Raw genomic sequence first — 23,061 nt, forward strand, 5'->3', positions numbered from 1 at the left:
TAATTCTTATGCCTAAGACAAAAAATACCTGTATGGCATCATATGGCGTGAGCCTGTCATAGCACATCTACAGAAAGCCTCCACAAATTCCTTCATCCCTGATCCGGCAATAACAGATTCGGGAACGAGTAGTACCTGAGTTTGGGATACACCACGGATAGAACACAGAAACAATACCGAAATAGCACCCGTTTTTCAACTAGTGAAAATGGGGTGGAGTATCGGTGCAGTATTTCAAACGTTGATGTAGGCTAATCGACACCACAGTCCTGATGAGCACACCGAAAATGTCTCCGTTTATCCAGTTGGATGCAGTTTAAATTCCAGCCTGAACTGCGTCCCACAGTTTACTTTGCTTTCTACAGATATGGTTCCGCCAAGTGTCTCTATCTGTGTTTTTACCATAAAGAGTCCCATGCCTTTACCTTCCACATGGCTATGGAATCGTTTATACAATCCAAACACCTGTCCCTTGTTCTTTACGAGGTCAATACCGATACCATTGTCAGTAAAGGTTAAGATAAATGTATCGCCTATTTTTTCAGTTTTAATTTCAATGACCGGATTAACAGCAGGCTGACGGTATTTTATACTGTTTGAAATCAGGTTGTAAAATATGCTGTGCAGGAAACTTTTTAATGTCCAAATTTCGTCGCCGGCATTAAAGTCGGTAATGAACTCAACTTTCTGCTCGCTGATCAGGTTGGGTAAATATGTTAAAACCTCTTCCAGCAATCTGGAAAGAATGATAGTCTCCTTATTTTCTATAATTTCACGCTTCAACTGGAGAATAGCATTCAAATCTATGATTACAGTATCCAGCTTTCTGGTCGAGGCGATCAGGTGATCCATTAATATACTGCTCTCCCCATCTCCGACCTGGTCTTTACGCAGTACCTCGGCCAAACCAATGATATTCGCGACCGGAGCCCGGAGGTTATGTGAAATGATATAGGAAAATTGTTCCAGATCATTGTTACGCTTTAAGATATCAGATACCATCTTGGTGCGTTCCATCTCACCAAACTTGCGTTCAGTAATATCTTTGAAAAAGATAGACAAACCTTTAGCGGATGGATACACGGTAATGTCCAGCCAGCAATTCAGGCTTTTCAAAAACCATTCATAGTTATGCACCTTATTCTCCTTAGCTGCAGTCAGCGTATTCAGGTGGCTAAGGGTGCCTATAGCATTTTCGTATAGATCCCAAATATTTCGGCCAATCACTTCTTCTCTTTTTTTCTGAAGAATACTTTCTGCTTCTTTGTTCCAGTAGGTGATCATCCAGTTGATATCAAGGGTGAAAAAACCATCACCAATACTTTCCAGAATCATATTTTTCTCTTCAGCTACTTTCAGCAGTTCGAGTTCAGCCCTTTTCAGGATGTCTATATCCTGAAAACTCCCACTGATTTTAACACATCTGCCACTGATAAAATCTGGTTCACTAATGATCCGAACCCATCGTTCATTCCCTTTAGCAGTAATGATCTGAAGTTCCAGATCCAGCGTCTTCCCGGTAGTAATCACTATGTTTAACTGATCGGTGATTGTCTCTCTGCTGAATCCCTCCTTGTAAAAACTGGTGGCTGATTCAACAGTGGGAATATAGTCGTGCCCCACCTCATGAATTTGTTTGGTGATACCAGACCAATAGAGTTTATCGGTTTCCAGATCGAGTTCATAACTTCCGATTCGGGCAAGGCTAGTGGCTTTATCCAATAAAACTTCCAGTGCTTTTTTCTCTTCTTCGGCTTTTATCTTTTTGGTATTGTCCCGGAAGTTAAGGACAAGCGCGTTTACATTTTTATCATGTAAAAGGTTGGTGATGGTTCCGTCGGTATAAATATAATTAAGGTCTTTTTGAAGGAACCTGAATTTATTGGCAATAGCAATTCCTGGTAATTGCAATACCTGTTCAAAAAACACAATGTAATCTTCCAGATCATCAGGGTGAATATAATCTAATAGCTTTTTACCCACCCGTTCGCTGAAGTCAAATCCTGTAAGCCTTTCCACAGCCGGACTTTGATAAGTAAATTCCGCCAGTTCATTGATAACAATAATGGCATCGGCACTATTTTCTATCAAGGCACGAAATAGTGTTTCATTTTTAACCAGATCATCCTGAATACGCTGACGATCTTTGAGGAGCTGAAATTTTTCCAAAGCATTTGCTAATGCAGTGGGTAATCTTTCCAGTCTGTCTTTTAAAATATAGTCGTCCGCTCCCCTTTTGATCACATCAACCGCAAACTCTTCAGAAATTGTGGCAGTGATCAGTATAAAAGGAATTTTTAAGTCCATCGTCTTAAAGATAGACAAGGCTTCATGGGAATTGAATGAAGGCAGAGAATGGTCAGAAAGAACAATATCCGGAGCAAATTCAGTTAAAGCATTAATAAAATTCTCCCTGTTATCTACTACCAGCCGCTCAAAATCCAACTTCGCTTTTTTCAAAGCCCTGTTTACCAGTTCGGCATCACTAAACAGATCTTCAAGATGTAATATCCTCAATTTAGTATTCATGTCTTCAAATTAGACTTCCGGTGAATTGTTAATTGCCAGCCAGTAAAATCCCAGCTCTGCGATGGTTTTAGAGAAGTTCTCAAAACCCACTGGTTTCACTACATAACTATTTACCCCCAGCTGATGACTTTCGAGGATATCTTTTTCCTGTTTAGAAGAAGTCATCATTACTACAGGAATCAGTTTAGTTCTTTCATCATTTTTAATCACACGCAGCACTTCCAGTCCGCTTACTTTCGGCATTTTGATATCCAGGAAGATTACTTTGGGTTTATTCTCTATATCTCTTCCTTCAAATTCTCCCTTTCCGAAGATGAAGTCCAATGCCTGTGCACCGTCAATTAAATGTACCAGGTTATTGGCCAGGTTATGTTTTTTTAATGCCCTGATAGTAAGCATTGCGTCTGATTTATTGTCTTCCACCAGGAGAATCTGGACTTCCCTATGCGACATTTCTACTGATTCCATGTTTAAATTTTTATCAATGTTGGTAATGAAATATAAAAGCATGCCCCCTGATCCACAAGCCCTTCTGCCCAGGCTGATCCACTATGTTTGCTGATAATCCGTTGGATGATTGCCAAACCAACGCCAGTTCCTTCAAATTCGTTTGAACTGTGGAGACGTTGAAAAACGCCATATAATTTATCGTAATACTTCATGTCAAAACCTGCTCCATTATCTTTTACATAGTACACGGTTTGTTTGTCTTTTTTGTAAGAGCCGATTTCAATCAAGGCTTCTTCTTTTTTACCTGTATATTTAAAAGCATTTGAAATCAGGTTAATGAAGACTTGTTTTAACATATTTTTATCTCCCGTAATACGCCCGAGGGGACGGACAGTAATATTCACCTGCCTGTCTGCGTTTTCTTTTTGCAGTCCTCCAACAATTGATTCTACCATTTCTGTGATATTGATATTCACCATCGACAGATTTTGCTTGCCAAAACGCGAAAATTCCAGCAGGTTATCAATCAGCTGCCCCATCCTACTGGAGTTGCCTACAATTTCATTTAAAATCTCTATAGCATCAGGATCCAGCTGCTCCTGATAATCTTCTACCAGAATCTGAGTAAAACCATTAATTGCACGAAGTGGAGCTCTTAAATCGTGTGAAACAGAGTACGAGAAGGATTCCATCTCCTTATTGGCTGCTTCCAGCTGAGCTGTACGTTCAATGATTTTCTGTTCCAGGCCGATATTTAATTCTGCAATTTGATATTCTGCCTTTTTTAGGTGCTCATTTGCGATAATAAGTTCGGCAGCCCTGTTTTCTTTTTCTTCATTCTGGAAGGCCAGTTCCTTATTGGCGATAATCAGTTCAGCTGCTCTGTTTTCCTTTTCTTCATTCTGAAAGGCCAGTTCTTTATTGGCGATAACCAGTTCAGCCGCCCTGTTTTCTTTCTCCTCATTTTGAAATATAAGTTCTTTATTGGCAATGATCAGTTCAGCGGCCCTGTTTTCTTTCTCCTCATTTTGGAAGGCCAGTTCTTTATTCGCAATAATCAGTTCAGCAGCCCTGTTTCCCTTTTCTTCGTTTTGGAAGGCCAGTTCTTTATTGGCGATCACCAGCTCAGCCGCCCTGTTTTCCTTTTCTTCATTTTGGAAAGCGAGTTCTTTGTTGGCAATGACGAGCTCAGCAGCCCTGTTCTCCTTTTCTTCGTTCTGAAAAATGAGTTCCTTATTGGCGATGATCAGTTCAGCAGCCCTGTCTTCTTTTTCTTCAGCCTGGAAAGCCAGCTCTTTATTGGCAATGACCAGCTCCGCAGCACGGTTCCCCTTCTCTTCATTTTGAAAAGCCAGTTCCTTGTTGGCAATAACCAGTTCTTCCGCACGTTTCTTTTTTTCTTCTTTCTGGAACGCCAGTTCTTTGTTGGCAATGATCAGTTCAGCGGCCCTGTTTTCTTTTTCCTCATGTTGGAAAGCCAGCTCCTCCGTGGGAACAATGGACATATCCTTCTTGTTTATTTTATGCATCAGAATAATTTGAGAATAATAATATTACCGACGTGATATAAGGAGGAGTTCCGGTTGTAATAATGATAACGGAAGAACGATATATAGCAGAACAGTGTACTAATATATCATTTAATTAACTGTTTAAGCATATAATAATTACTATATTTTCACTGACTGATTTTCACTAAGGCACCAGATGAATTAACGAAAGAACAATTATTTCTATAGCAGATTTCTATTCTCTTTAATGATTATAGTACAGTCGGGCAACTCTATAGCATAGTGCTATTGTATTATTTAATTTATTCACAGAAATAGGCTTCCGACTCATGGCCATCACCAGTATCAAGTAAAAATCGTCAGTGCATTAATCATAAAGATTTGACCGCTTATGATGAATATGATTTATTAACCCAGGTGCATGAACCTTAGCTGCTGTTGCTCTAGTTTTGTTTCATCATTTAAAACAAAAATCATGACAACAGTAAAAATTCCAGGATACATTAAACTGATCAGGTCTGCAGGCACCGGCGCGGAAAGTGAATTGGAAATGAATATTCTTCCGGGCGAAAAAACCCCATGGCATTATCACACGCTATTTTCAGAAACTTTTATCGTTTTGAAAGGCAAATTGAAAGTGGGTAAAGGTAATGACACTTATCATTTGGGTGAGGGAGACACGGTGACTATAAATCCAAATGAGAAACACTTTTACCACAATGTCTCCAAAGAGGAATGTATTGTGAAAGCCATCCTTATTCCCGGGAACAAAAACTTTGAAAATTCCCTTCTCATACTGAAAGGGCTGGCAAAAGATGGTCTGGCCAGTACAGCAGGTACGCCTAAAAATTTTTCCGATCTGGCACTGTTTGTTTATCTCAATAATTCTAAGATGGTTGGGATTCAAAAAATTGCAGAACCGCTGTTTGACTACATCGCAAAACTGGCGATTAAACGAGGTCGATTGCAGGAATTGATCGGGAAGTATTGTAAAACAACATAAAAAGATGAATAAAATAACGCCTGATAAACCTGTGCGGCTCAGCCTGAAAAAAATGATTTGATAAAATCAAGTTTACTGCGATGAGAATTTTTTCGGTTTAATCCCAATATGCTCTTCAAACACACGGGTAAAATGCCCCAGATTGGAAAATCCCATTTGATACCCCACCTCGGATACCGTGAGTCTTCGCTCTTTAAGCAGTCTCGCGGCTTCCTTCATCCTGAAGCGCTGATAATAGTTAAAAATGCTTTCACCAAAAATCTGTTTAAATAAGCGCTTAAGTTTGGATTTACTCATTGCTGCCTCTTCTGCAAGATCCGCTAATACAGGGGATATAGAAAGATCTTTTAATATTTTAGCTCTGACCAGGTACACTTTCTCGGCATCAATTTCATTAACAGCTTGTATGATCGTATTTTCTCTTTTTAAAAGTTCTGCAAATACCAGGCAGATCAGCTCTTCCGCTTTTAGCCGGTAATATAAGTGATGCAACGTTTCTGGTATATGGTTATCAGTAACTTCCAAAGCTATTCTCTGAATATCCGGTGTGATTACTTCCTCAAAAAGTACGGGTTGATCATCCTCCAATATTGTGCTCAGGATCGAATTTTCAATTTGGGTTCCCAGCAGGTTCTTTAAATCCGAGGTGTATATGGCTACCAAAATAGATCTGAAATTTGTATGGCTGGGATAGAACATTTCCAGGTTCAGTTTCCCTTTTCCAATTTGCACCGATGGAAGGTTTTGCAGCGCTGTCCGGTCTGCGTTCTTATTTTTGGGAGGAAGAATATTATTGAAAGAAAGCAATACCCTTTCATGCGAATTGAAACTGAAGTTCCTTCTGATGAGAAGATCATTATTAAATTCACAGTCCCGGATCATCATTCCAACAGAGTTGCCTAAAAAGAAACCTCTAAGGTAGCCGCTTCCTTTATTCTCCGGAACTATCAAATAACCATTTTCGCAGGTAGTGCCCAATACTTCCGCCAACTTATCCAATACATTGTGCGATTCACTAACATTTAATTCTATCACCTGAGCTTTCACGACTAAAATTTGGTCAAACATAACTATTTTGCTCCTTACATGCCCTGTACTTTTGTACTATAAGATTTTTGAGCCAGCAGTTTTCCCACCAAATTGGCCGGGAAAACTGCTCCCTGCAAAAATCACCTCACTGCTAATTATTCATAAATAATAATAGAAATATCAATGACAACTATCAGAAAATCAGTTTTAATATCAGGAGCAAGTATTGCTGGATTGACCATGGCGTATTGGATGAACCATTATGGTTATGATGTGACTGTGGTGGAAATTGGCCGCGAGCCAAGACGGGGCGGTTCGCCCATTGATGTACGTGGCGAATCTTTGTATTGCGCTAAACGAATGGGCATATTGGATGCTATCAGACAAGCCAAACTACCGACGAAAGGGTTAAAGTTTATGAATTCCCGAAATGAGGTACAGGGCATAATGCTGGTAGAGGAAATCGGTGCGCTATCACCTGATGATACAGAAATCAGAAGGGATGACCTGGTGAACATTTTGTACGCAAAAGTTAAACATTTGGTTAGCTATAAATTTGGCAATCGTATCACACAATTGGACCAGAATGAAGCAAATGTGAAAGTTACTTTTAAGGATGGCACCACAGGCATATACGACTTTGTAATTGGCGCAGACGGCATTCATTCTGGTGTGAGGAAGTTAGCTTTTGGCCCGGAGGAGCAATTTACGCATTTTCTAAATTTTTATTTCTCTGTATTTACTGTAGATGGAAGTCTGGGAGAGCAAAACTATGCCCATATGTACAATACACCAGATACGATGGCCACCATATATTTTTACAATATAGATTCAGCTGACGCGCTTTTAGCTTTCAGGGCTTCGCATAAAGTTATCTTTGATCGCTACAATGTACAGGAACAAAAGCAAATTGTAATTGATGCATTTGCGGGCATCGGCTGGAAAGTCCCCCGGCTGCTGGATGCATTACAACAAGCAGACAATTTTTATCTGGATCAGGGATGTCAGATCAAAATGCCGGCCTGGACCAGAGGCAGAGTAGCCTTAATAGGTGATGCAGGATATGCGCCCGCATTTCCAACCGGTATGGGCAGTACGCTGGCTATGCATGGGGCTACAATTCTGGCTGATGCCATTGCAGAAAATGAAAACTACGAGACTGCATTTAAAGTATATGAGGAAAGCTTCCGCCCGGTTGTTGATCAGTTGCAGGCAACCGTTTACGATGGCATGTCATTCGTATTACCGGATACCGCGGAAAAAATTGCAGCGCGTAATAGCCTTGGAAAGTAATGGCTGTTCCTTTTAATGTTCACTGGAATATTTCTTCGGTTTGATACCCATCAGCTGCTCAAAAACTCTGGAAAAATGGCTCAGATTTGTAAACCCAAGCTGGTAGCCCACTTCGGAAACAGTCAGTCGCCCTTCCCTGAGTTTTTGAGCAGCTTTCTGGATTCGCCAGAATTGGTAATACTCAAAAACACCTTTTCCAAAAGTCTGCCGGAAAAGCTTGCGCAGTTTGGGTTCGCTCATGCCCGCATCCTTTGCCAGTGCAGCAATATGAGGTGGTTCCTCGTTAAGCAATTGTAACCTGGATTTAACGGCATATATCGCTTTGATATCGTCTACATGCATCGCACCATTGGGCACACCTTCCCGCCGCATCAGTATGGCAAAAATATGAAATAGCAACTCTTCACATTTCAACTTGTAGTACTGGCTTTCCAAAATCCCGGGAACAACCTGTTGAAGCATCTCACTGGCGGTATGAATGATTGATGAAGAGATACCAGATTCCAGTATAAAATTATCTCTGGCTTCCAGAACACCTCTGACCACCGGATGATCTACCCGCCCGAATAACTGAAGGAGATACTGCCTGGAAACTGCTATGGTTACGCTTCCAAATAGCGTGTTTGAAGGCATAGAGATGACACTGGAAACAGCATGCCTGCAGATCATTATATTTGCCTGTTCAGGTATTAACTCCTGATCTGGCTGAAGTGCTGAAGGTAAAATTCCGCTTAACATAAAAATAATATCATCCTGGCCTTCCGCCAATTCATTTGTGCGCTCAACAAACACCTCTTCTTTCAGGTAGTAATTCCGGATCATCATACGCAAATCCTTTCCCCAGGAAAAGCCAGTCATATATCCTGCACCTTTGTTTTCAGGAATATGTATAAACCTTCCGTCGACGGTCGCACCAATTGCCCTTGCAAATTCCTTTGTGATACCAGATCCTTTATCTATAACCGATATTTTCATTTACGACTATTTTATTTGCGAATCAGACTATTTTATTCTTAAAGGTATGCAGAATTTTGTAAACATCATCAAACAACTCATCTAAAAAGATATGTTAGCAGAAAATAAACAAATAGCCATAGTAGGCGGCGGACCGGCTGGTTTAACACTTGCCCGGCTTCTACAGCAAAAGGGTATGCAGGTGAAAGTATATGAACGGGATGCTGATCGTTATTTCCGCCAGCAAGGTGCAACGCTGGACCTGCATTATGGTTCCGGCCTGAAAGCACTGCGCGCAGCCGGACTGATGGCAGAATTTAAAAAGCATTATCGCGCTGGCGCAGAAAGAGTAACGATTACCGATAATAATGCGGTAGCACATTATACCGAATCTCATAACGCGCCGCTTGAGGATCTGGATAGTGAACATTCCCGACCAGAGATTGACCGCGGGCCGCTTCGTGATCTTCTCATTAACTCCTTAAATGAAGATACAATCATATGGAATTCAAAGTTCGCTGCACTCGAAAAAAACGGTGAGGGCTGGAATCTGCTATTTGAAAACGGAACCACCGCTTATGCCGATCTGGTCATTGCAGCAGACGGTGCAAACACGAAAATCAGGAAGTATATTACAGCTATTGACCGTATTTATTCGGGCACAACCATCATCGAAGGAAATATCTACAATGCAGCCGTCAATGCTCCCGGTTTATGGAAAATGACCAACGGCGGAAAGATCTTCGCACATTGGAAGAGCAAGGCCATTGTACTGAGTGCAAAGGGAGAAGGCTCGCTGTCATTTTATACGATGACTAAAGAGAATGAAGACTGGGTAAATTCACCTGGTATTAATTTCTCCAGCAAAGAGGAGGTTCTTAACTGGTTTAAACAACGCTTTTCGGACTGGAGTGCCGACTGGCATGAAATCTTTGAAACTGACGATTCCTATTTTGTTCACCGCCCGCAGTATTCTTTTCCTACCGGTCAATCCTGGGAACCGCTTCCAAACCTTACCATGCTGGGTGATGCAGCACATCAGACACCGCCTTCAGGTGACGGGGTGAACCAGGCGATGCTGGATGCAGTGGAATTGTATGAAGCACTTTGCATCGAAAACTTTGGTACAGTAGAGGAAGCCATCGCATCCTTTGAAAAGAGTATGCTGAAGAGAAGTTCGGAAGTGACCGTGGAAGCTTTACAGCTGGTAGATGGTATGCTTTCAGAAAATAACCTTCAGTTTATGCTGGACTTTTTTAATGAATTGAGATAATGCTTAGCAACCTGCTGATGATAAAATTTGCTTCTGGCCGGAGATGATGACAATAGGAGTTGCCGACCGATAACGTTGTTTATTACTGTTATCGCTGTGCTGCCTCACCTGAATATTTATAAATCCAGCTTTTTTAAATAGTTGTTCCACCTGTTCAATTGTATAAAAGGTAAAATCAGGTAAAGTCCATGGCAGTTTTTCTCCGGCATTTTTTTCGATAAAAGCGAGCGTAAGTTTTTTCCCGGGCTTCAGCACGCGATGTATTTCCATGAAATGCTGTATCGGATCTTTCCAGAAATAAATGGAGTTTGTTGTATAACAGCCGTTAAAGGAATTACTTTCATAATCCAGTATGCCTGTTCCATATGCATTAACTACCAGTTTTGATTCCGCTTTTTCAAAAACAAGTAATTCATTTGCCTTTAGAATATCGCTATCGCGGTCTTCATTAAGCACTGTAAAATAAGAACGTATGTGATGTTTTGCTGCCGTTTTAAAATCTATTGGTGTATCCATGATTAACTCTCTCTCCTGCTGTAGTATCTGCTGACAAAATTGAAGGAATCACCGGACCAGGTGTTACACCACAGGGATTTTCTTTTATACCAAAAGGATTTTTTTAAAATCTTTTTAGATATGTTATATTTTTTTCTCATCATTGCCATTATGGGAATCAACGTTGGGAAGGATTACGGGAGCTGGAAAAAAGTAGGCGGAAGATTTGAGCAAGTTCCCTTGCAAGGAAACCTGGTCACAGAAAAGCGGGAAAAGTATAATTTTTCATTTAGTGATGCAGAGTTGGTACAGATCACTATCCCCGATATTTATATTGTATACGGGGATATCAGGTTCAAACAAGAGCAGATGTATTTCCGGCCAACTTACGATGTACCGGATATGGTCAAACTGCGATTTACATTGTCCGGGAACGGCACCATTTATAATGAGGTGAATCAACAAACCTATCATTTCAATTCCAACCAGCAAAACATCATTTATATGCCGGAGCTGGATGGAACAGGAAAATACGATACCGGACATAACTATAGTTTCTTTGAGGTCCATTTTGCGAAGGAAAAGTTCCTGCAGCTCGCTGAAAATTCCAGCAATGCCCTGAAAGTACTGGCAGGCCATGTGGATGCCGGACATTATGTTCAGCTGGGAGAACAAAACCTACCCATTTCTCTGGCGATGCATGAGTGTATTAGAAGCATTATCAACTGTAATTATACCGGAGGTTTAAAATTGATTTTTCTTCAATCGAAATGTCTGGAGTTACTTGTTCTTCAGGCCGAAGCCTTTGAACGGGGATTGATCAGCGACCAGGATAACCCGCTGAAATCTGCACATGATCAGGAAGCTATTTATTATGCCAGAGATTTTCTGATTGAAAACATTCATCAGCCCCCTTCAATTGCAGAGCTGGCCAAAATATGCGGCACCAATGAGTTTAAACTTAAGCAAGGATTTAAAAGATTATTTGACAATAGTATATTCGGTTATCTGAGTGATTATAAACTGAATCATGCCAAAGAAATGCTGTTAGATGGTAAAGCTATAAAGGCTGTTGCCTTTGAATTGAATTATTCCTCTGTACAGCATTTTAGTACGGCGTTCCGAAAGAAATTTGCTGTATCACCCGGTAAAGTAAAAATCTAAAGTTCAGGTTCCTCGTCAGCAGGTTAATTTTTTCCTGTTATGGCATCACGACGAAGCTCTGGTGAACCACTGTGCATTACCGTACAATAGCTGTTCAGTATCGAACATACAGTCCAAATTATTTATGTATTTCACTTATTTTAAGCGACATATAAATCATTAATTATTTGGCATGCTATTCGCAAAAGCCGATAAAAAGGAATATATGCTCGCACTCAACTTTAAAATAGCATTAAGGAACATTGGTAAAAATCCAGGCTTTTCCCTTATCAATATCGGCGGTTTGGCAGTTGGACTTGCCTCTTGTCTGATGTTATTGCTGTATGTTAATTACGAGTGGAATTATGATAAACAGTTCAGGGACATTGACCGGATATATTTTGCGCAGCTCAACTTAAAGCTGGGCGGTAATGTCATTACTTTAGAAGCTACGCCTATTAAGCTTGCCAATGCAGCAGCTCAGGAGATCCCGGGGATTGAGTTTGCTTCGAGGATAAGCGGCGTTGAAAACAAGCTCTTTACTTATCACCAAAATAAGATCAAATTAGATTTTAGCTATATAGACCCTGCATTTCTAAAGATATTCAATTATGCTTTCCTTAAAGGAAACCCCTTAACAGCATTAAAACAGCCTAATTCTGTGATACTTACTGCAAGTACTGCTAAAAAGTTATTTGGCAGTGAAGAGCCTGTAGGAAAAAGCCTGATGTGGGATAACCGTAAACCGGTGGTGGTAACGGCGGTAATTGCTGATCTGCCTAAAAATCAAAGTTTCCAGTTCGAAGCATTGCAAACCTGGGCTTTTCATGATCAGGAATATCCCGATCATGTCAATGATGGCTGGGGCACTATCAATTGTTTAACGCTATTTAAACTTAAAAAGAATGCAGATTTTAACGCGGCCGATGCTTCTCTGAGGAAACTGGTTAAAGGGCACCATAAGGAAACGCAGATGGAGATTTTTCTTTTCCCTTTCAGCAAATATCAATTGTATGACCATTTTGAAAATGGAAAAGTTGCCGGTGGCAGAATTGATCAGGTGAGGCTGTTCTTTTTTCTTGCCTTTTGTGTATTGCTGATTGCCAGTATAAATTATATGAATCTTTCTACCGCAAGATCAGAAAAACGCGCAAGGGAAGTTGGTGTCAGGAAAGCACTGGGTTCAAGCAGAAATTCTCTGATCAGCCAGTTCCTGATGGAATCCCTGTTATTGTCTTTCATAGCCATGCTTATTGCTTTTGCACTGATCGAATTGACACTGCCTTACTTTAATCATCTGCTGGATATCGTCATTATGATTAACTATAGATCTCCGTTATTCTGGTGTACTATGATCTCCCTGGTATTCATTACCGGATTCCTTGCCGGCTGTTATCCTGCTTTTTACCTTTCATCTTTCACACCGGTGAAAGTGTTAAAAGGGTTTTCCAATTCTGGCAAAGGTTCGCTCTCTATCAGAAAATTGCTGGTTGTCTTTCAGTTCAGTCTGTCCATAGTGATGATTATCGGTGCGACAATAGTTTATTCTCAAATTCAGTACATGAAGAATAAACCGCTGGGTTTTGATAAAAACAATCTGGTTCAACTTGCACTCGAAGGAGAATTTACTCACCCGGGTAAGGTGGAGATCCTGAAAGCAGCGCTAAAAAAAGAAAATGCAATTGTATCAGGAACAGAATACGCAGCAGATTTTACCGCTAATGGAGGCTCGATTACTGGCGATTTCAGCTGGCCTGGTAAAAATGTGAAAGATGAATATATTATCAGTTACCGGAGTGTCGGATTTGATTTTATCAGCACAATTGGTGCTAAAATGATTCATGGAACCGACTTTTCACATCAGCTATCATCAGATACTGCTGGCGGTGTTATTCTAAATGAGGCGGCTGCGAAACTGATGGCATTGCAGCATCCTATTGGCACCACTATAACCTGGGGTGATGCCAAAAAGCATATCATAGGTATAGTAAATGATTATAATAATGCAAACGTGGGAAGTAAGTCAGAGCCTACTGTTTTCTATTATGCGCCTAAAGAGAGCAGCGCTTTATTGCTGAGACTGAATCCTGATCAACCACTAAGCACTGCTGTTCAAACAATTAACAGGATTAGTCAGCAGTTGAATCCTGCTTACCCACCTGCAGTGAAATATATTACTGAAGGTATGGAACAAAAGCTAAAATCTGAAAAATTATTAGGTGTACTTTCCAATATTTTCGGCAGCTTCGCGATTTTGATCTCCTGTCTGGGATTGCTCGGATTAGCATTATATATGGCTGAGCAGCGTAAACGTGAAATTAGTATCAGAAAGGTGCTGGGAGCAGATTTAAAAAGCATTCTTGTATTGCTGAATAAAGACTTTATCAAATTGGTTTTGATCGCTAATGTCATTGCCATCCCTATCGCCTATGCTTTGTTAACAAATTGGCTGAAAACTTATGATTATAAAGTAAGCACAGGCTTATGGCCGTATCTATTAGCGGCAGGAGTTTCAATGGCTATAGCAGTTCTTACCATCAGTATGCAAAGTTTCAAGGTAGCTAAGGCTAATCCTGTAGATGCGTTGAAGTATGAATAACTAATCCCTCATCTGCGGGCAATTTTAGCAAGCCGTCTTTCCAGTCATAGGTGCCGCCTGTACTGGAAAGAACCACATTTCCGCCATACTCAGACGGGATATCAAAGGTGGCCGGTTCATGGCTCAGGTTGAGCACAATTAAAAATCCACCATGCCCCATTAATTCCCTCGTATATACAAGCAGTTGCTGGTCGATATAGACCTGTTTGTATGCACCATACAAGAGCGCCGGCGAAGTTTGTCGCAACCTGATCAACTTTTTATACAATGATAAGTTAGAATTGACCTCTTCCTCTTGCTTTTCAACATTGTGGTCAGCAAAATCATCCGCTATCCGCAACCAGGGCTTTCCCGTGGTGAAACCAGCCTGCGCAGTTGAATCCCACTGCATTGGCGTGCGTGCAGGATCACGACTGATGTTCAGCTCTGGCATATTCAAGCCTTGCGGATCCTGTTGTTCATCTAAAGGAATGTGTACATCCTTCATTCCTATTTCATCTCCATAGTATAAAGTCGGCGTACCCCTGAGCGTCAGCAACAACATGGCTGCCACACGCGCCTGTCCTTCCCCGATTCTGGTGGCAATGCGTGGACGATCGTGGTTGCTCAAGACCCAATTTGGCCATGCATTTGGCGGTAATGCCTGCTCATAAGCCAAAATCGACGAAGCGATTGTTTGTGCATCCCAGTTGATTCCCATCAGCGTAAAATTGAATGGTAGATGTATTCCGTCATTATTACGACCGTAATAGGTCATTAGCTTTTCATACGGCAGGTAGATTTCGCCGATCAGCACCCTATCTTTATAAGCATCAGTCAGGTTACGCATGCGTTTGACAATGTCCTGCACTTCAGGCTGGTCTGTTGAATTTACGGTCAGCAGGCTATCGTAGCCCGGCATATGTGGTGCAAAACCAGGATTGGGTGGATTATCTGCGAAACTTTCGCTCTTAAAGATATGCCACAATACATCTATTCTGAAACCATCCACACCTTTATCCAGCCAAAAGCGCATCACACCGAGCATGGCTTCCACTAACTCTTCGTTTCTCCAGTTAAGGTCCGGTTGTTCTTTTAAAAAACCATGATAATAATATTGAGCGGTGGCCTCATCCCATTCCCACGCACTTCCGCCAAATACACTCAGCCAATTGTTTGGCACCGAACCATCTTCGCGCGCATCTTTCCAAATGTACCAGTCCCGTTTTGGGTTGTCCTTAGCCGATCGTGATTCCCTGAACCAGGGGTGTTCGCTCGAACTATGGTTGGGGACCAGATCCAGTAATATTTTGATACCACGCTGAAGTGCTTCTTTCAACAGATGATCAAAGTCTTCCATCGTGCCGAATATGGGATGTATAGCTGTATAGTCTGCAACATCATAACCAAAATCTGCCATAGGTGAGGGAAAGATGGGCGAAAGCCAGATAGCTTCAATACCCAGCGTTTGGAGGTAATCCAATCGTTGTACTATACCGGTCAAATCCCCTATCCCATCAGCATTGCTATCCTGGAATGAACGCGGATAAACCTGATAGATAATAGCGCGGTGCCACCAAAGAAAATTACCTTCCTTCATAAAAATTTCGTTAATCGTTTCATTTATAGACAACGAATTGTGGTGGGGATTGTTTTGAATATGACTTTCCCTGAACACATCCGTTAAGTGGTGATTCCTATATTTACCATTGTAATTTATCACCGGATTTATGAAGAAAATAGGATTTTTATCTTTCGGACACTGGGCTAACCATCCAGGATACCAGGCCCGTACGGCAAGTGACACACTACTTCAGTCGATAGACCTGGCGGTTGCTGCAGAAGAGATTGGCATAGACGGCGCATATTTCAGGGTACACCATTTCGCCGCTCAGTTAGCGTCACCGTTCCCTTTACTATCGGCTATAGGTGCCAAAACAACTCAAATAGAAATAGGCACCGGTGTAATTGATATGCGTTATGAAAATCCATTATACATGGTTGAGGACGCCGGGGCAGCTGACCTGATCTCAGGTAGCCGGTTACAGTTAGGGCTGAGCAGAGGATCACCGGAACAAGTCATAGCAGGCTGGCGCAATTTCGGTTACCAACCGTCAGACGGAGAGACGGATGCTGACATGGGACGTCGCAAAGCCCTGGAATTTTTGGATAAGCTGAGCGGTAAAGGCTTTGCTGAGCCCAACCCCTCTCCTATGTTTCCGAATCCGCCGGGTTTATTACGTTTAGAACCTTTTTCTGAAGGATTGCGGGAACGGATCTGGTGGGGTGCTGCTTCTAACGCTACAGCCGTATGGGCAGCTGAAAATGGCATGCACCTGCAAAGCTCTACGTTGAAATTTGATGAAAATGGTAAACCTTTCCACGTACAACAGGCGGAACAAATCAGGTTGTATAAGGAGGCCTGGAAAAAAGCAGGTCACGAGCGCGAAGCAAGGGTTTCGGTGAGCCGTTCCATTTTTGCACTGGTGAATGATCAGGACCGGTATTTATTTGGTCGTGAAGCTGGCCAGTCTGACAAAATCGGCTATATAGAAAGTGACAAACGCGCCATATTTGGGCGGGGTTATGCCGCCGAACCTGATCAACTCATCAAAGAACTTGCAGCAGACGAAGCTTTACAGGAAGCAGATACAGTACTTTTAACCATACCGAATACATTAGGTGTTGATTATAACGTACATGTCTTGTCTTCGATTTTAGAGCATGTTGCACCTGGACTGGGCTGGCGTTAAGTCGAGATTACATTTTCCTAAACGCTGATCAGCTTTATACGCGATCAGAATCTTATGCTGTAAACAATAACAAGCATCCCTCCTGCTGTGGGTGAAAAAATCGGAGAAATCTCCATCCTCAATTTTTGGGTCACCTGACCAATAAATTATTTCATAAATTAGAAAGATTTTCATCAGCACTAAACAATTACACCTTCTTACAGTTAGCTATTCAGGATTATATTATCTTTAGAGCGTTGAACAGGTTAAAGAAATCAATATGTATATTCGTTTTTTATTATTTTGTTACAGATAATACTAGTTTATGAGCGAAGAACCAGCACGCCGATCCTCCGGACTTTTACAAAGCCTGAAGAAATTAATCTTTGAAGATAGCCCGGAGCCTTCAGTTCCTGAATCGGGTATCCCATCTATCCCGCCTGCAGTGGAAGCGCCGTCAACCGGAAATGTAACTATTAACCCGAATATTGATCTCAATCAAAACCCCACAGTTTTGCCATCAACAGATGTAAAGCAGATGAAGGTTAAAGTACTGGAAATTCTTGAGCGGCTAAATGAACCAGGTCTTGATTTTTTCGAAGTATGGAATGCCGCAGCCCAGATGGGTAGTGTGGATGCGATCTCAATCAAAGCGGCTTATACCTCTTTGAAATATGTAGATAAAAACCTTGATAAAGAAAAACTGATTACCAGTGCCCGAAAATATGCCGGCAGTCTAAAAACTATTATAGATAAAGAAAGCAGTCAGAAACAGTTGCAAAAGCAGCGTATTGAGCAAAATCAGGTTTCAGAAAAGGCAAGTCTAAGCACTGAAATTGAGTCTATTGAAAGAAATATTGAACAGTTACAGCAACAGTTAAATACGAAACAAAAAGAACTAAAAAATATAAACAGTAAATATGAACCACAGCTAAAGGATATTGATCATAAAATTGCTATTGGCAATACCGCTGTAACCGAGGTGATTAATGATATCAATACAGCCATTAGTATAATTGAAACCAACATAAACTAAAAACAACAATGGAAAACAAGAGTGAATTTGTAAACATACCAGCAGAACTGAAAAGTCAGCTCCCCATATTTCAGGTGCTGGGCGATCATTTACCAAGTCAGCTGCAGACCCCTGAAGCTAAGAAAACAATTTCCAGCATATTCTTCTGGGCACTTATTTTAGGTGGTGCATATGCCTTCTTCCGGTTTTTGCCTATTATGTTAGAATATGCAGCAAAAAGTATTCTGCTTGTTGTTTTCAGTATCATTCTGATTGTTTTATTATTACTGGCGCCAAAAATCATTGCACTGTTACACCGCCTGGGAACTATCCTTCTTTTTAAAGGTGAAAAATCAATTATCCGTAATAATCCTATTGAAACGCTTCAACTATTATCAAAAGATGCAAAGGACACCTTAAAACGTGTCAAAGAAAAGATTACGAATGTTGACGGTGTACGTATTGACATGATTCAAAGCGGCGAAACTGCTCAAAAAACAGCAGAAGAAAAATACACTTATGCAAAACGCTTTACCGTAGAGGCTGCCAGCCTTGATGAAAAAGGCAAACAGGAAATAGCTAACAATAATAATGAAAAAGCAAATGAATATGGCAGAGACGCTAAAGAAACGCGCACCAAAGCTTTTTTATTAGGTAAAGAAGGAGAATCTGAAGAACAGAATGCCAGAAGTTATGTTCAGTATGCAAATCAGTTTGCCAAAGTACTGGAAGTATTAAAAGATAACGAAAGCGCCGCCAGAATATATGTGAGTACATTGGATAGCAGTATCTCTATTATCTCTAAAAAGCTGGAAGCTACGCAGAAGATGAAAAATGCTACTGATGGCTTAGCAGAAGTATTTAATATCAAAGATAGCTGGGTATTCCAGGAAGCGATGAATGCAGCGACAGGTGCAATAAGTCAGAATATTGCCTCTATTCGTTCCAACCTTGATTTCCTGGATCAGAATAATAACATTACTGTAGGTGGCGCGCCATCGCAGGTAGAGTTGGAAGATTTCATTAAAAAAGTAGATGAGCGTAATCTTAAAATGCTTAATGTAAGTCAGATGAGCGACGCATCATATGAGCTAAAACCAAATGAGAAAATGGATAAGGGCTTTACTTTACTTGATTAACACATAAAATTAAAACATTAAAAACATGGAAGAAAAATCAATCTGGGCCCAATTACGCTGGCCGATTAAAGCAATCATTATCGCTATTCCCATTATTGGAATAGGTTACTGGGCTTTTGATAGCGGTAAATTTGATGCAGCTAGTCATAAAAATGGATCCTTAACTGATAGTATTGCTGGTAGGACTGATACTTCGGCAGCAAAAACTACAGATGATAAAAGAACTTTTAACTACAGCCCCGAAAAGCCTGTTAATGGTGAATATAAAGGCGTTGTAGAAGTAGGTGCCTCGGGCTTTAATTCTTTTGTAGTAAATATTGATAAAGAAAAAAACTGGGAAATTATCTCCAAAGATTTTGGCAAATCATTTGTTTACGAAGGCATGGCCAATACCGCCGACATCCGTACAGGTTTGAAAGATTATATAGGTGCAATGTTCGATAAAGGTGTTAAGTCAAGAAATATCCATTTTGTAATTAGTTCCGGCGCGCAGAAAGAGCCAAAAACGGCCTTGATAAGTTCCGAACTGAAGAAAATGGGATATGTTGTTAATCTTGTTACAGCCGAGCAGGAAGGTAAGCTTGCATTGAAATGTGTATTACCTAAGTCCTACTATGATAACTCTTTTGTCGTGGATATTGGTTCGGGAAACACAAAAATTTCCTGGATAAGTGGAGACGTAAAATCCGCTGAAGCACCAGGTGCAAAGTATTATGAAAAAGACTTAAAAGACGATGCTGTATATGCTGAGGTAAAGGCTACTGCAGAAAAAATACCGGCAGCAAAACGGGAAGTATGCTTTATCATTGGCGGTGTTCCTTATGAACTGGCCAAACAAATCCGTAATGGAGAAGAGCGATTCACTGTACTAAACGATCCTGAAAAGTATAATACAGATAAGGTGAAGATTAAAAGTGGCGTTAATATCTATAAAGCGATCAAGGATGCGACTAACTGCGATACCTTCGTTTTTGACTGGGATGCTAACTTTACTATCGGATTCCTATTGTCTGTTAAATAGAAACAGTAAATCAAATATATTTACGCTCCTGACCAGTTGAACTTTAGTTGAGTATATAATGTCTGGTAAATAGTAAAGAAAAAAGTCTGGCGCCTATGGCACCAGACTTTTTTCTTTACTTCCCGATACAGAACTTACTAAAGATATTCGCCAACAAGTCGTCATTTGATACTGCACCGGTAATCTCACCAAGGTAATAAAGCGCTTGTTTAATATCAATCGCCAGAAACTCTGAAGTTACCGGGTTAACCAAACCTTCACTCACACTGCTCAATGATTCCTGGGTTCTTCTTAGTGCTTCTACGTGTCTGATATTAGTCACCATCGTATGGCTTTCAGAAAGTTTATCTCCTACTGCTGTTTCGTACAGCAACTCTTTCAGCTCTTCGATATTGTTATTCTCTTTGGCAGAGATCGAAATGAACTGTATGTCGGAAGGCAAATTCAACTCTTTAATTCTATCCCTATAGGTCAGGTCCATCTTATTGGCTACAGCAACAAAAGCTATATCTGGTTTATGTAAGTTGGCAATATCTTCCCTGATTTCAGCAGAAGTAAGGTTCACTACATCGAAAAGGTACACAAGAACGGCCGACTGGCTAATCTTCTGCATGGTCTTCTCCACTCCTATCGCTTCAATAGTGTCTGTCGCTTCACGTATACCAGCGGTATCAATTAAACGGAAGTTGATACCGTTAATATTTAAAACTTCCTCTATGGTGTCCCTGGTGGTTCCTGCGATCTCGCTGACAATAGCGCGGTCTTCGTTTAACAATGCATTTAACAAAGTTGATTTCCCTGCATTAGGGCGACCAGCAATCACGGTGTTAATGCCTTCTTTGATCACATTCCCCAATTCGAATGAGCGGATCAGCTTGTTCAATACCAGCGTAATCTTGTTAATCAGTTCCTGTAATTGATCCCTGTTAGCAAACTCTACATCTTCTTCGGAAAAATCAAGCTCCAGCTCAATCATAGAAGCAAAATGGATTAGCTGCTCTCGCAATACATTTAATTCTGTACTGAATCCGCCTCTTAGTTGATTCATGGCTACACTGTGCGCAGCTTGTGAATCGGAAGAAATCAAATCAGCCACCGCTTCTGCTTGTGAAAGATCCATCGCGCCGTTCAGGAAAGCACGGAGTGTAAATTCTCCCGGTTTAGCGGCAGATGCCCCCTTTTTTATCAATAAATTTATAATCTGCTGGATGATATAGTTTGAACCATGACAGGAGATTTCCACTACGTTTTCTTTGGTGTAAGATTTTGGACCTACGAAGAGGCTGACTACGACTTCATCTATCACAACTTCGCCATCCTTGATTAACCCGAAATGCAGGGTATGTGTAGCTTGGCTGAGCAGGTCTTTACCTTTAAATACAGAATTGGTGATGGCAATAGCGTCTTTTCCTGATAAACGGATTACACCTATGGCGCCTGCGCCAGGAGGGGTTGATAAGGCTACTATTGTTTCATTTGACATCATGGGTACTATCGTTTGATTATAAGAATACGCAAAACTACCCAAACATTTCGGTCTATCTCCTGTTAGTTCATGTAAATTTAACAGAAGAATTACAATGAAAGAATTACCGCTCACCGTCAAACGGTCGCTCGAATTACTTGGTCTTGTTTTGGTAGGTGCTATCTTTGTGATTGGTAGTGATATTATCATGCCTGTAATCATGGCCTTTTTTATCAGCATTATGCTGGTTCCTATTTACAGATTTCTAAGAAAATATAAGTTTCCTGAAGTTGCAGCTATCATTTTACCAATTTTACTGGTGGCGATCTTTGTAGGATTAATCGTCTGGTTTTTCACCGCACAAGTAGGTATGCTGGTAGCAGATTTTCCGCAGATCAAGAAAAACGTGTCATTGCATTTACAGTCGTTAAGCACCTGGGTGAGCAGCGTGAGTCACTATTCAACAACAGAACAGATTAACTTTATCAACAAAAAAAGTAATGACCTGCTGGCAATGGCCGGAAACATGGCAAGTGGGGCAGCAGTTACACTGAGTTCGGTATTTGTCTTTGTCGGATTACTGCCGATCTATATTTACCTGATGCTTTTCTACAAAGATATCCTGTTGCGCTTTATTTTTATGTGGTTTAATAAAGATCACCACCCTAAGGTTAAAGATGCGATTTATGAAACCGAATCGATTATTAAAAGCTACCTGGTAGGCTTATTGATCCAGGTAACTTATATGACCATATTATTAGGCGGAATTTTGCTGTTGCTGGGGATTAAACATGCCTTGCTGATAGGGGTAATTTTCGCTATCCTTAACCTGATCCCATACGTGGGCGCCCTGTTAGGTAACATCATAGGGGTATTGTTAACGCTTACTGCTGCGACTACCTTAGGCCCGATAATTACTGTACTGGCTGTAATTGCGGGTGTGCAGTTCCTGGACAACAATATCCTGATGCCAAGAATTGTTGGTTCTAAAATCAAGATCAATGCATTGATGGCTATTCTTGGGGTAATTGTAGGTGGAAGTATTGCCGGGGTGTCCGGGATGTTCTTATCTATGCCCATCATAGCAGTGCTCAAAGTAGTGTTCGACAGGACTGAGATGTTTAAACAATGGGGTGCATTGTTCGGCGATGAGAGACCAGCAAGAAGCCCTATGACCTTCCCTGTTTTCAGGAAAAAAGCCGCAGTAAGTACTAAAGAAGGTGTAGAAGGTAAATAAAGGAATACAAGCAAATTAATTAAGAAAGGGCACTTTGTGGGGTGCCCTCCTCTATTTGGTGTGTATTGTGTTTGCTTGTTTGGGATAATCTGTGAGACTTACATAAATGTCAAAATATTTTCACAGCTTATATTTCTGTAAAGATATATTAATATTTTGAATTAATAAACAAAATTTATCAAAACAGACAGATT

18 protein-coding genes are annotated in these 23,061 nt (G+C 40.9%); 10 read left to right on the forward strand and 8 right to left on the reverse strand.

Annotated elements, in window-relative coordinates; all coding sequences use genetic code 11:
- Positions 1 to 297: 297 nt before the first annotated feature.
- The 3 genes from OQX62_RS10200 to OQX62_RS10210 are packed head-to-tail and all read right to left on the reverse strand — an operon-like array spanning position 298 to position 4,508.
- Positions 298 to 2,529 carry a PAS domain S-box protein gene (locus OQX62_RS10200; protein WP_265831396.1) on the reverse strand — a complete coding sequence of 744 codons (2,232 nt, stop codon included), beginning with the start codon at positions 2,527 to 2,529 and terminating at the stop codon, positions 298 to 300.
- A gap of 9 nt (positions 2,530 to 2,538) precedes the next feature.
- Positions 2,539 to 2,997, reverse strand: coding sequence for a response regulator (locus OQX62_RS10205; RefSeq protein WP_265831397.1), 459 nt, complete (start codon positions 2,995 to 2,997; stop codon positions 2,539 to 2,541).
- A 2-nt stretch (positions 2,998 to 2,999) separates the two neighbouring features.
- On the reverse strand, positions 3,000 to 4,508 hold the full coding sequence (locus OQX62_RS10210) for a sensor histidine kinase (RefSeq protein WP_265831398.1): 1,509 nt from the start codon (positions 4,506 to 4,508) through the stop codon (positions 3,000 to 3,002).
- Positions 4,509 to 4,965: 457 nt separating this feature from the next.
- Between OQX62_RS10210 and OQX62_RS10215 the strand changes: the two genes are divergently transcribed.
- The gene (locus OQX62_RS10215) at positions 4,966 to 5,493 is read left to right on the forward strand and encodes a cupin domain-containing protein (protein WP_265831399.1); all 528 of its coding nucleotides are present in this window, start codon (positions 4,966 to 4,968) and stop codon (positions 5,491 to 5,493) included.
- A gap of 72 nt (positions 5,494 to 5,565) precedes the next feature.
- Here the strand turns inward: OQX62_RS10215 and OQX62_RS10220 are convergent, their stop codons facing one another.
- On the reverse strand, positions 5,566 to 6,561 hold the full coding sequence (locus OQX62_RS10220) for a helix-turn-helix transcriptional regulator (protein ID WP_265831401.1): 996 nt from the start codon (positions 6,559 to 6,561) through the stop codon (positions 5,566 to 5,568).
- Positions 6,562 to 6,705: 144 nt separating this feature from the next.
- On the opposite strand from OQX62_RS10220, the gene OQX62_RS10225 reads away from it, so the two are divergent.
- Positions 6,706 to 7,815 carry an FAD-dependent monooxygenase gene (locus OQX62_RS10225; protein WP_265831402.1) on the forward strand — a complete coding sequence of 370 codons (1,110 nt, stop codon included), beginning with the start codon at positions 6,706 to 6,708 and terminating at the stop codon, positions 7,813 to 7,815.
- Positions 7,816 to 7,827: 12 nt separating this feature from the next.
- On the opposite strand, the gene OQX62_RS10230 is transcribed toward OQX62_RS10225, so the two are convergent.
- Complete coding sequence (locus tag OQX62_RS10230; RefSeq protein WP_265831403.1) at positions 7,828 to 8,790, reverse strand: helix-turn-helix transcriptional regulator; 963 nt, start codon at positions 8,788 to 8,790, stop codon at positions 7,828 to 7,830.
- Between the two features lie 91 nt (positions 8,791 to 8,881).
- On the opposite strand from OQX62_RS10230, the gene OQX62_RS10235 reads away from it, so the two are divergent.
- Positions 8,882 to 10,042, forward strand: coding sequence for an FAD-dependent oxidoreductase (locus OQX62_RS10235; protein ID WP_265831404.1), 1,161 nt, complete (start codon positions 8,882 to 8,884; stop codon positions 10,040 to 10,042).
- Positions 10,043 to 10,045: 3 nt separating this feature from the next.
- Here OQX62_RS10235 and OQX62_RS10240 read toward each other — a convergent pair whose 3' ends face one another.
- A complete protein-coding gene (locus OQX62_RS10240; RefSeq protein ID WP_265831405.1) occupies positions 10,046 to 10,558 on the reverse strand; it encodes a class I SAM-dependent methyltransferase in 513 nt (170 codons plus the stop codon).
- A 120-nt stretch (positions 10,559 to 10,678) separates the two neighbouring features.
- Between OQX62_RS10240 and OQX62_RS10245 the strand changes: the two genes are divergently transcribed.
- Positions 10,679 to 11,701, forward strand: a complete 1,023-nt coding sequence (locus OQX62_RS10245; protein WP_265831406.1) for a helix-turn-helix domain-containing protein — start codon at positions 10,679 to 10,681, stop codon at positions 11,699 to 11,701.
- Between the two features lie 172 nt (positions 11,702 to 11,873).
- Positions 11,874 to 14,279, forward strand: coding sequence for an ABC transporter permease (locus tag OQX62_RS10250; RefSeq protein ID WP_265831407.1), 2,406 nt, complete (start codon positions 11,874 to 11,876; stop codon positions 14,277 to 14,279).
- On the opposite strand, the gene OQX62_RS10255 is transcribed toward OQX62_RS10250, so the two are convergent.
- Positions 14,248 to 15,858, reverse strand: a complete 1,611-nt coding sequence (locus OQX62_RS10255) for an alpha-amylase family glycosyl hydrolase (RefSeq protein WP_265831408.1) — start codon at positions 15,856 to 15,858, stop codon at positions 14,248 to 14,250. The two genes, OQX62_RS10250 and OQX62_RS10255, sit on opposite strands and share 32 nt — an antisense overlap.
- Positions 15,859 to 15,988: 130 nt before the next feature.
- Between OQX62_RS10255 and OQX62_RS10260 the strand changes: the two genes are divergently transcribed.
- From OQX62_RS10260 to OQX62_RS10275, 4 genes are all read left to right on the forward strand, one after another.
- On the forward strand, positions 15,989 to 17,011 hold the full coding sequence (locus OQX62_RS10260; RefSeq protein ID WP_265831409.1) for an LLM class flavin-dependent oxidoreductase: 1,023 nt from the start codon (positions 15,989 to 15,991) through the stop codon (positions 17,009 to 17,011).
- Between the two features lie 304 nt (positions 17,012 to 17,315).
- Complete coding sequence (locus tag OQX62_RS10265) at positions 17,316 to 18,026, forward strand: hypothetical protein (protein ID WP_265831410.1); 711 nt, start codon at positions 17,316 to 17,318, stop codon at positions 18,024 to 18,026.
- A gap of 8 nt (positions 18,027 to 18,034) precedes the next feature.
- Positions 18,035 to 19,144, forward strand: coding sequence for a hypothetical protein (locus OQX62_RS10270; RefSeq protein ID WP_265831411.1), 1,110 nt, complete (start codon positions 18,035 to 18,037; stop codon positions 19,142 to 19,144).
- A 25-nt stretch (positions 19,145 to 19,169) separates the two neighbouring features.
- Positions 19,170 to 20,165, forward strand: coding sequence for a hypothetical protein (locus OQX62_RS10275; RefSeq protein ID WP_265831412.1), 996 nt, complete (start codon positions 19,170 to 19,172; stop codon positions 20,163 to 20,165).
- A 115-nt stretch (positions 20,166 to 20,280) separates the two neighbouring features.
- Here OQX62_RS10275 and mnmE read toward each other — a convergent pair whose 3' ends face one another.
- Positions 20,281 to 21,651 (reverse strand): tRNA uridine-5-carboxymethylaminomethyl(34) synthesis GTPase MnmE, encoded by a 1,371-nt coding sequence (gene mnmE, locus OQX62_RS10280; protein ID WP_265831413.1) that lies wholly within the window; start codon positions 21,649 to 21,651, stop codon positions 20,281 to 20,283.
- A 94-nt stretch (positions 21,652 to 21,745) separates the two neighbouring features.
- Between mnmE and OQX62_RS10285 the strand changes: the two genes are divergently transcribed.
- Positions 21,746 to 22,867: an AI-2E family transporter gene (locus OQX62_RS10285; RefSeq protein WP_265831414.1), complete on the forward strand. Its 1,122-nt coding sequence runs from the start codon at positions 21,746 to 21,748 to the stop codon at positions 22,865 to 22,867.
- The last annotated feature ends 194 nt before the right edge of the window (positions 22,868 to 23,061 follow it).

This window comes from Pedobacter sp. MR2016-24 (assembly GCF_026239655.1).
Taxonomy (GTDB): Bacteria; Bacteroidota; Bacteroidia; order Sphingobacteriales; family Sphingobacteriaceae; genus Pedobacter.

Coding starts and splice junctions, on each gene's coding strand:
- OQX62_RS10250 (WP_265831407.1), top strand. CDS start 11,874: ATGCTATTCGCAAAAGCCGATAAAAAGGAATATATGCTCGCACTCAAC.
- OQX62_RS10230 (WP_265831403.1), bottom strand. CDS start 8,790: ATGAAAATATCGGTTATAGATAAAGGATCTGGTATCACAAAGGAATTT.
- OQX62_RS10285 (WP_265831414.1), top strand. CDS start 21,746: ATGAAAGAATTACCGCTCACCGTCAAACGGTCGCTCGAATTACTTGGT.
- OQX62_RS10215 (WP_265831399.1), top strand. CDS start 4,966: ATGACAACAGTAAAAATTCCAGGATACATTAAACTGATCAGGTCTGCA.
- OQX62_RS10265 (WP_265831410.1), top strand. CDS start 17,316: ATGAGCGAAGAACCAGCACGCCGATCCTCCGGACTTTTACAAAGCCTG.
- OQX62_RS10255 (WP_265831408.1), bottom strand. CDS start 15,858: ATGAAGGAAGGTAATTTTCTTTGGTGGCACCGCGCTATTATCTATCAG.
- OQX62_RS10275 (WP_265831412.1), top strand. CDS start 19,170: ATGGAAGAAAAATCAATCTGGGCCCAATTACGCTGGCCGATTAAAGCA.
- OQX62_RS10270 (WP_265831411.1), top strand. CDS start 18,035: ATGGAAAACAAGAGTGAATTTGTAAACATACCAGCAGAACTGAAAAGT.
- OQX62_RS10220 (WP_265831401.1), bottom strand. CDS start 6,561: ATGTTTGACCAAATTTTAGTCGTGAAAGCTCAGGTGATAGAATTAAAT.
- mnmE (WP_265831413.1), bottom strand. CDS start 21,651: ATGATGTCAAATGAAACAATAGTAGCCTTATCAACCCCTCCTGGCGCA.
- OQX62_RS10200 (WP_265831396.1), bottom strand. CDS start 2,529: ATGAATACTAAATTGAGGATATTACATCTTGAAGATCTGTTTAGTGAT.
- OQX62_RS10210 (WP_265831398.1), bottom strand. CDS start 4,508: ATGCATAAAATAAACAAGAAGGATATGTCCATTGTTCCCACGGAGGAG.
- OQX62_RS10225 (WP_265831402.1), top strand. CDS start 6,706: ATGACAACTATCAGAAAATCAGTTTTAATATCAGGAGCAAGTATTGCT.
- OQX62_RS10205 (WP_265831397.1), bottom strand. CDS start 2,997: ATGGAATCAGTAGAAATGTCGCATAGGGAAGTCCAGATTCTCCTGGTG.
- OQX62_RS10245 (WP_265831406.1), top strand. CDS start 10,679: ATGTTATATTTTTTTCTCATCATTGCCATTATGGGAATCAACGTTGGG.
- OQX62_RS10260 (WP_265831409.1), top strand. CDS start 15,989: ATGAAGAAAATAGGATTTTTATCTTTCGGACACTGGGCTAACCATCCA.
- OQX62_RS10240 (WP_265831405.1), bottom strand. CDS start 10,558: ATGGATACACCAATAGATTTTAAAACGGCAGCAAAACATCACATACGT.
- OQX62_RS10235 (WP_265831404.1), top strand. CDS start 8,882: ATGTTAGCAGAAAATAAACAAATAGCCATAGTAGGCGGCGGACCGGCT.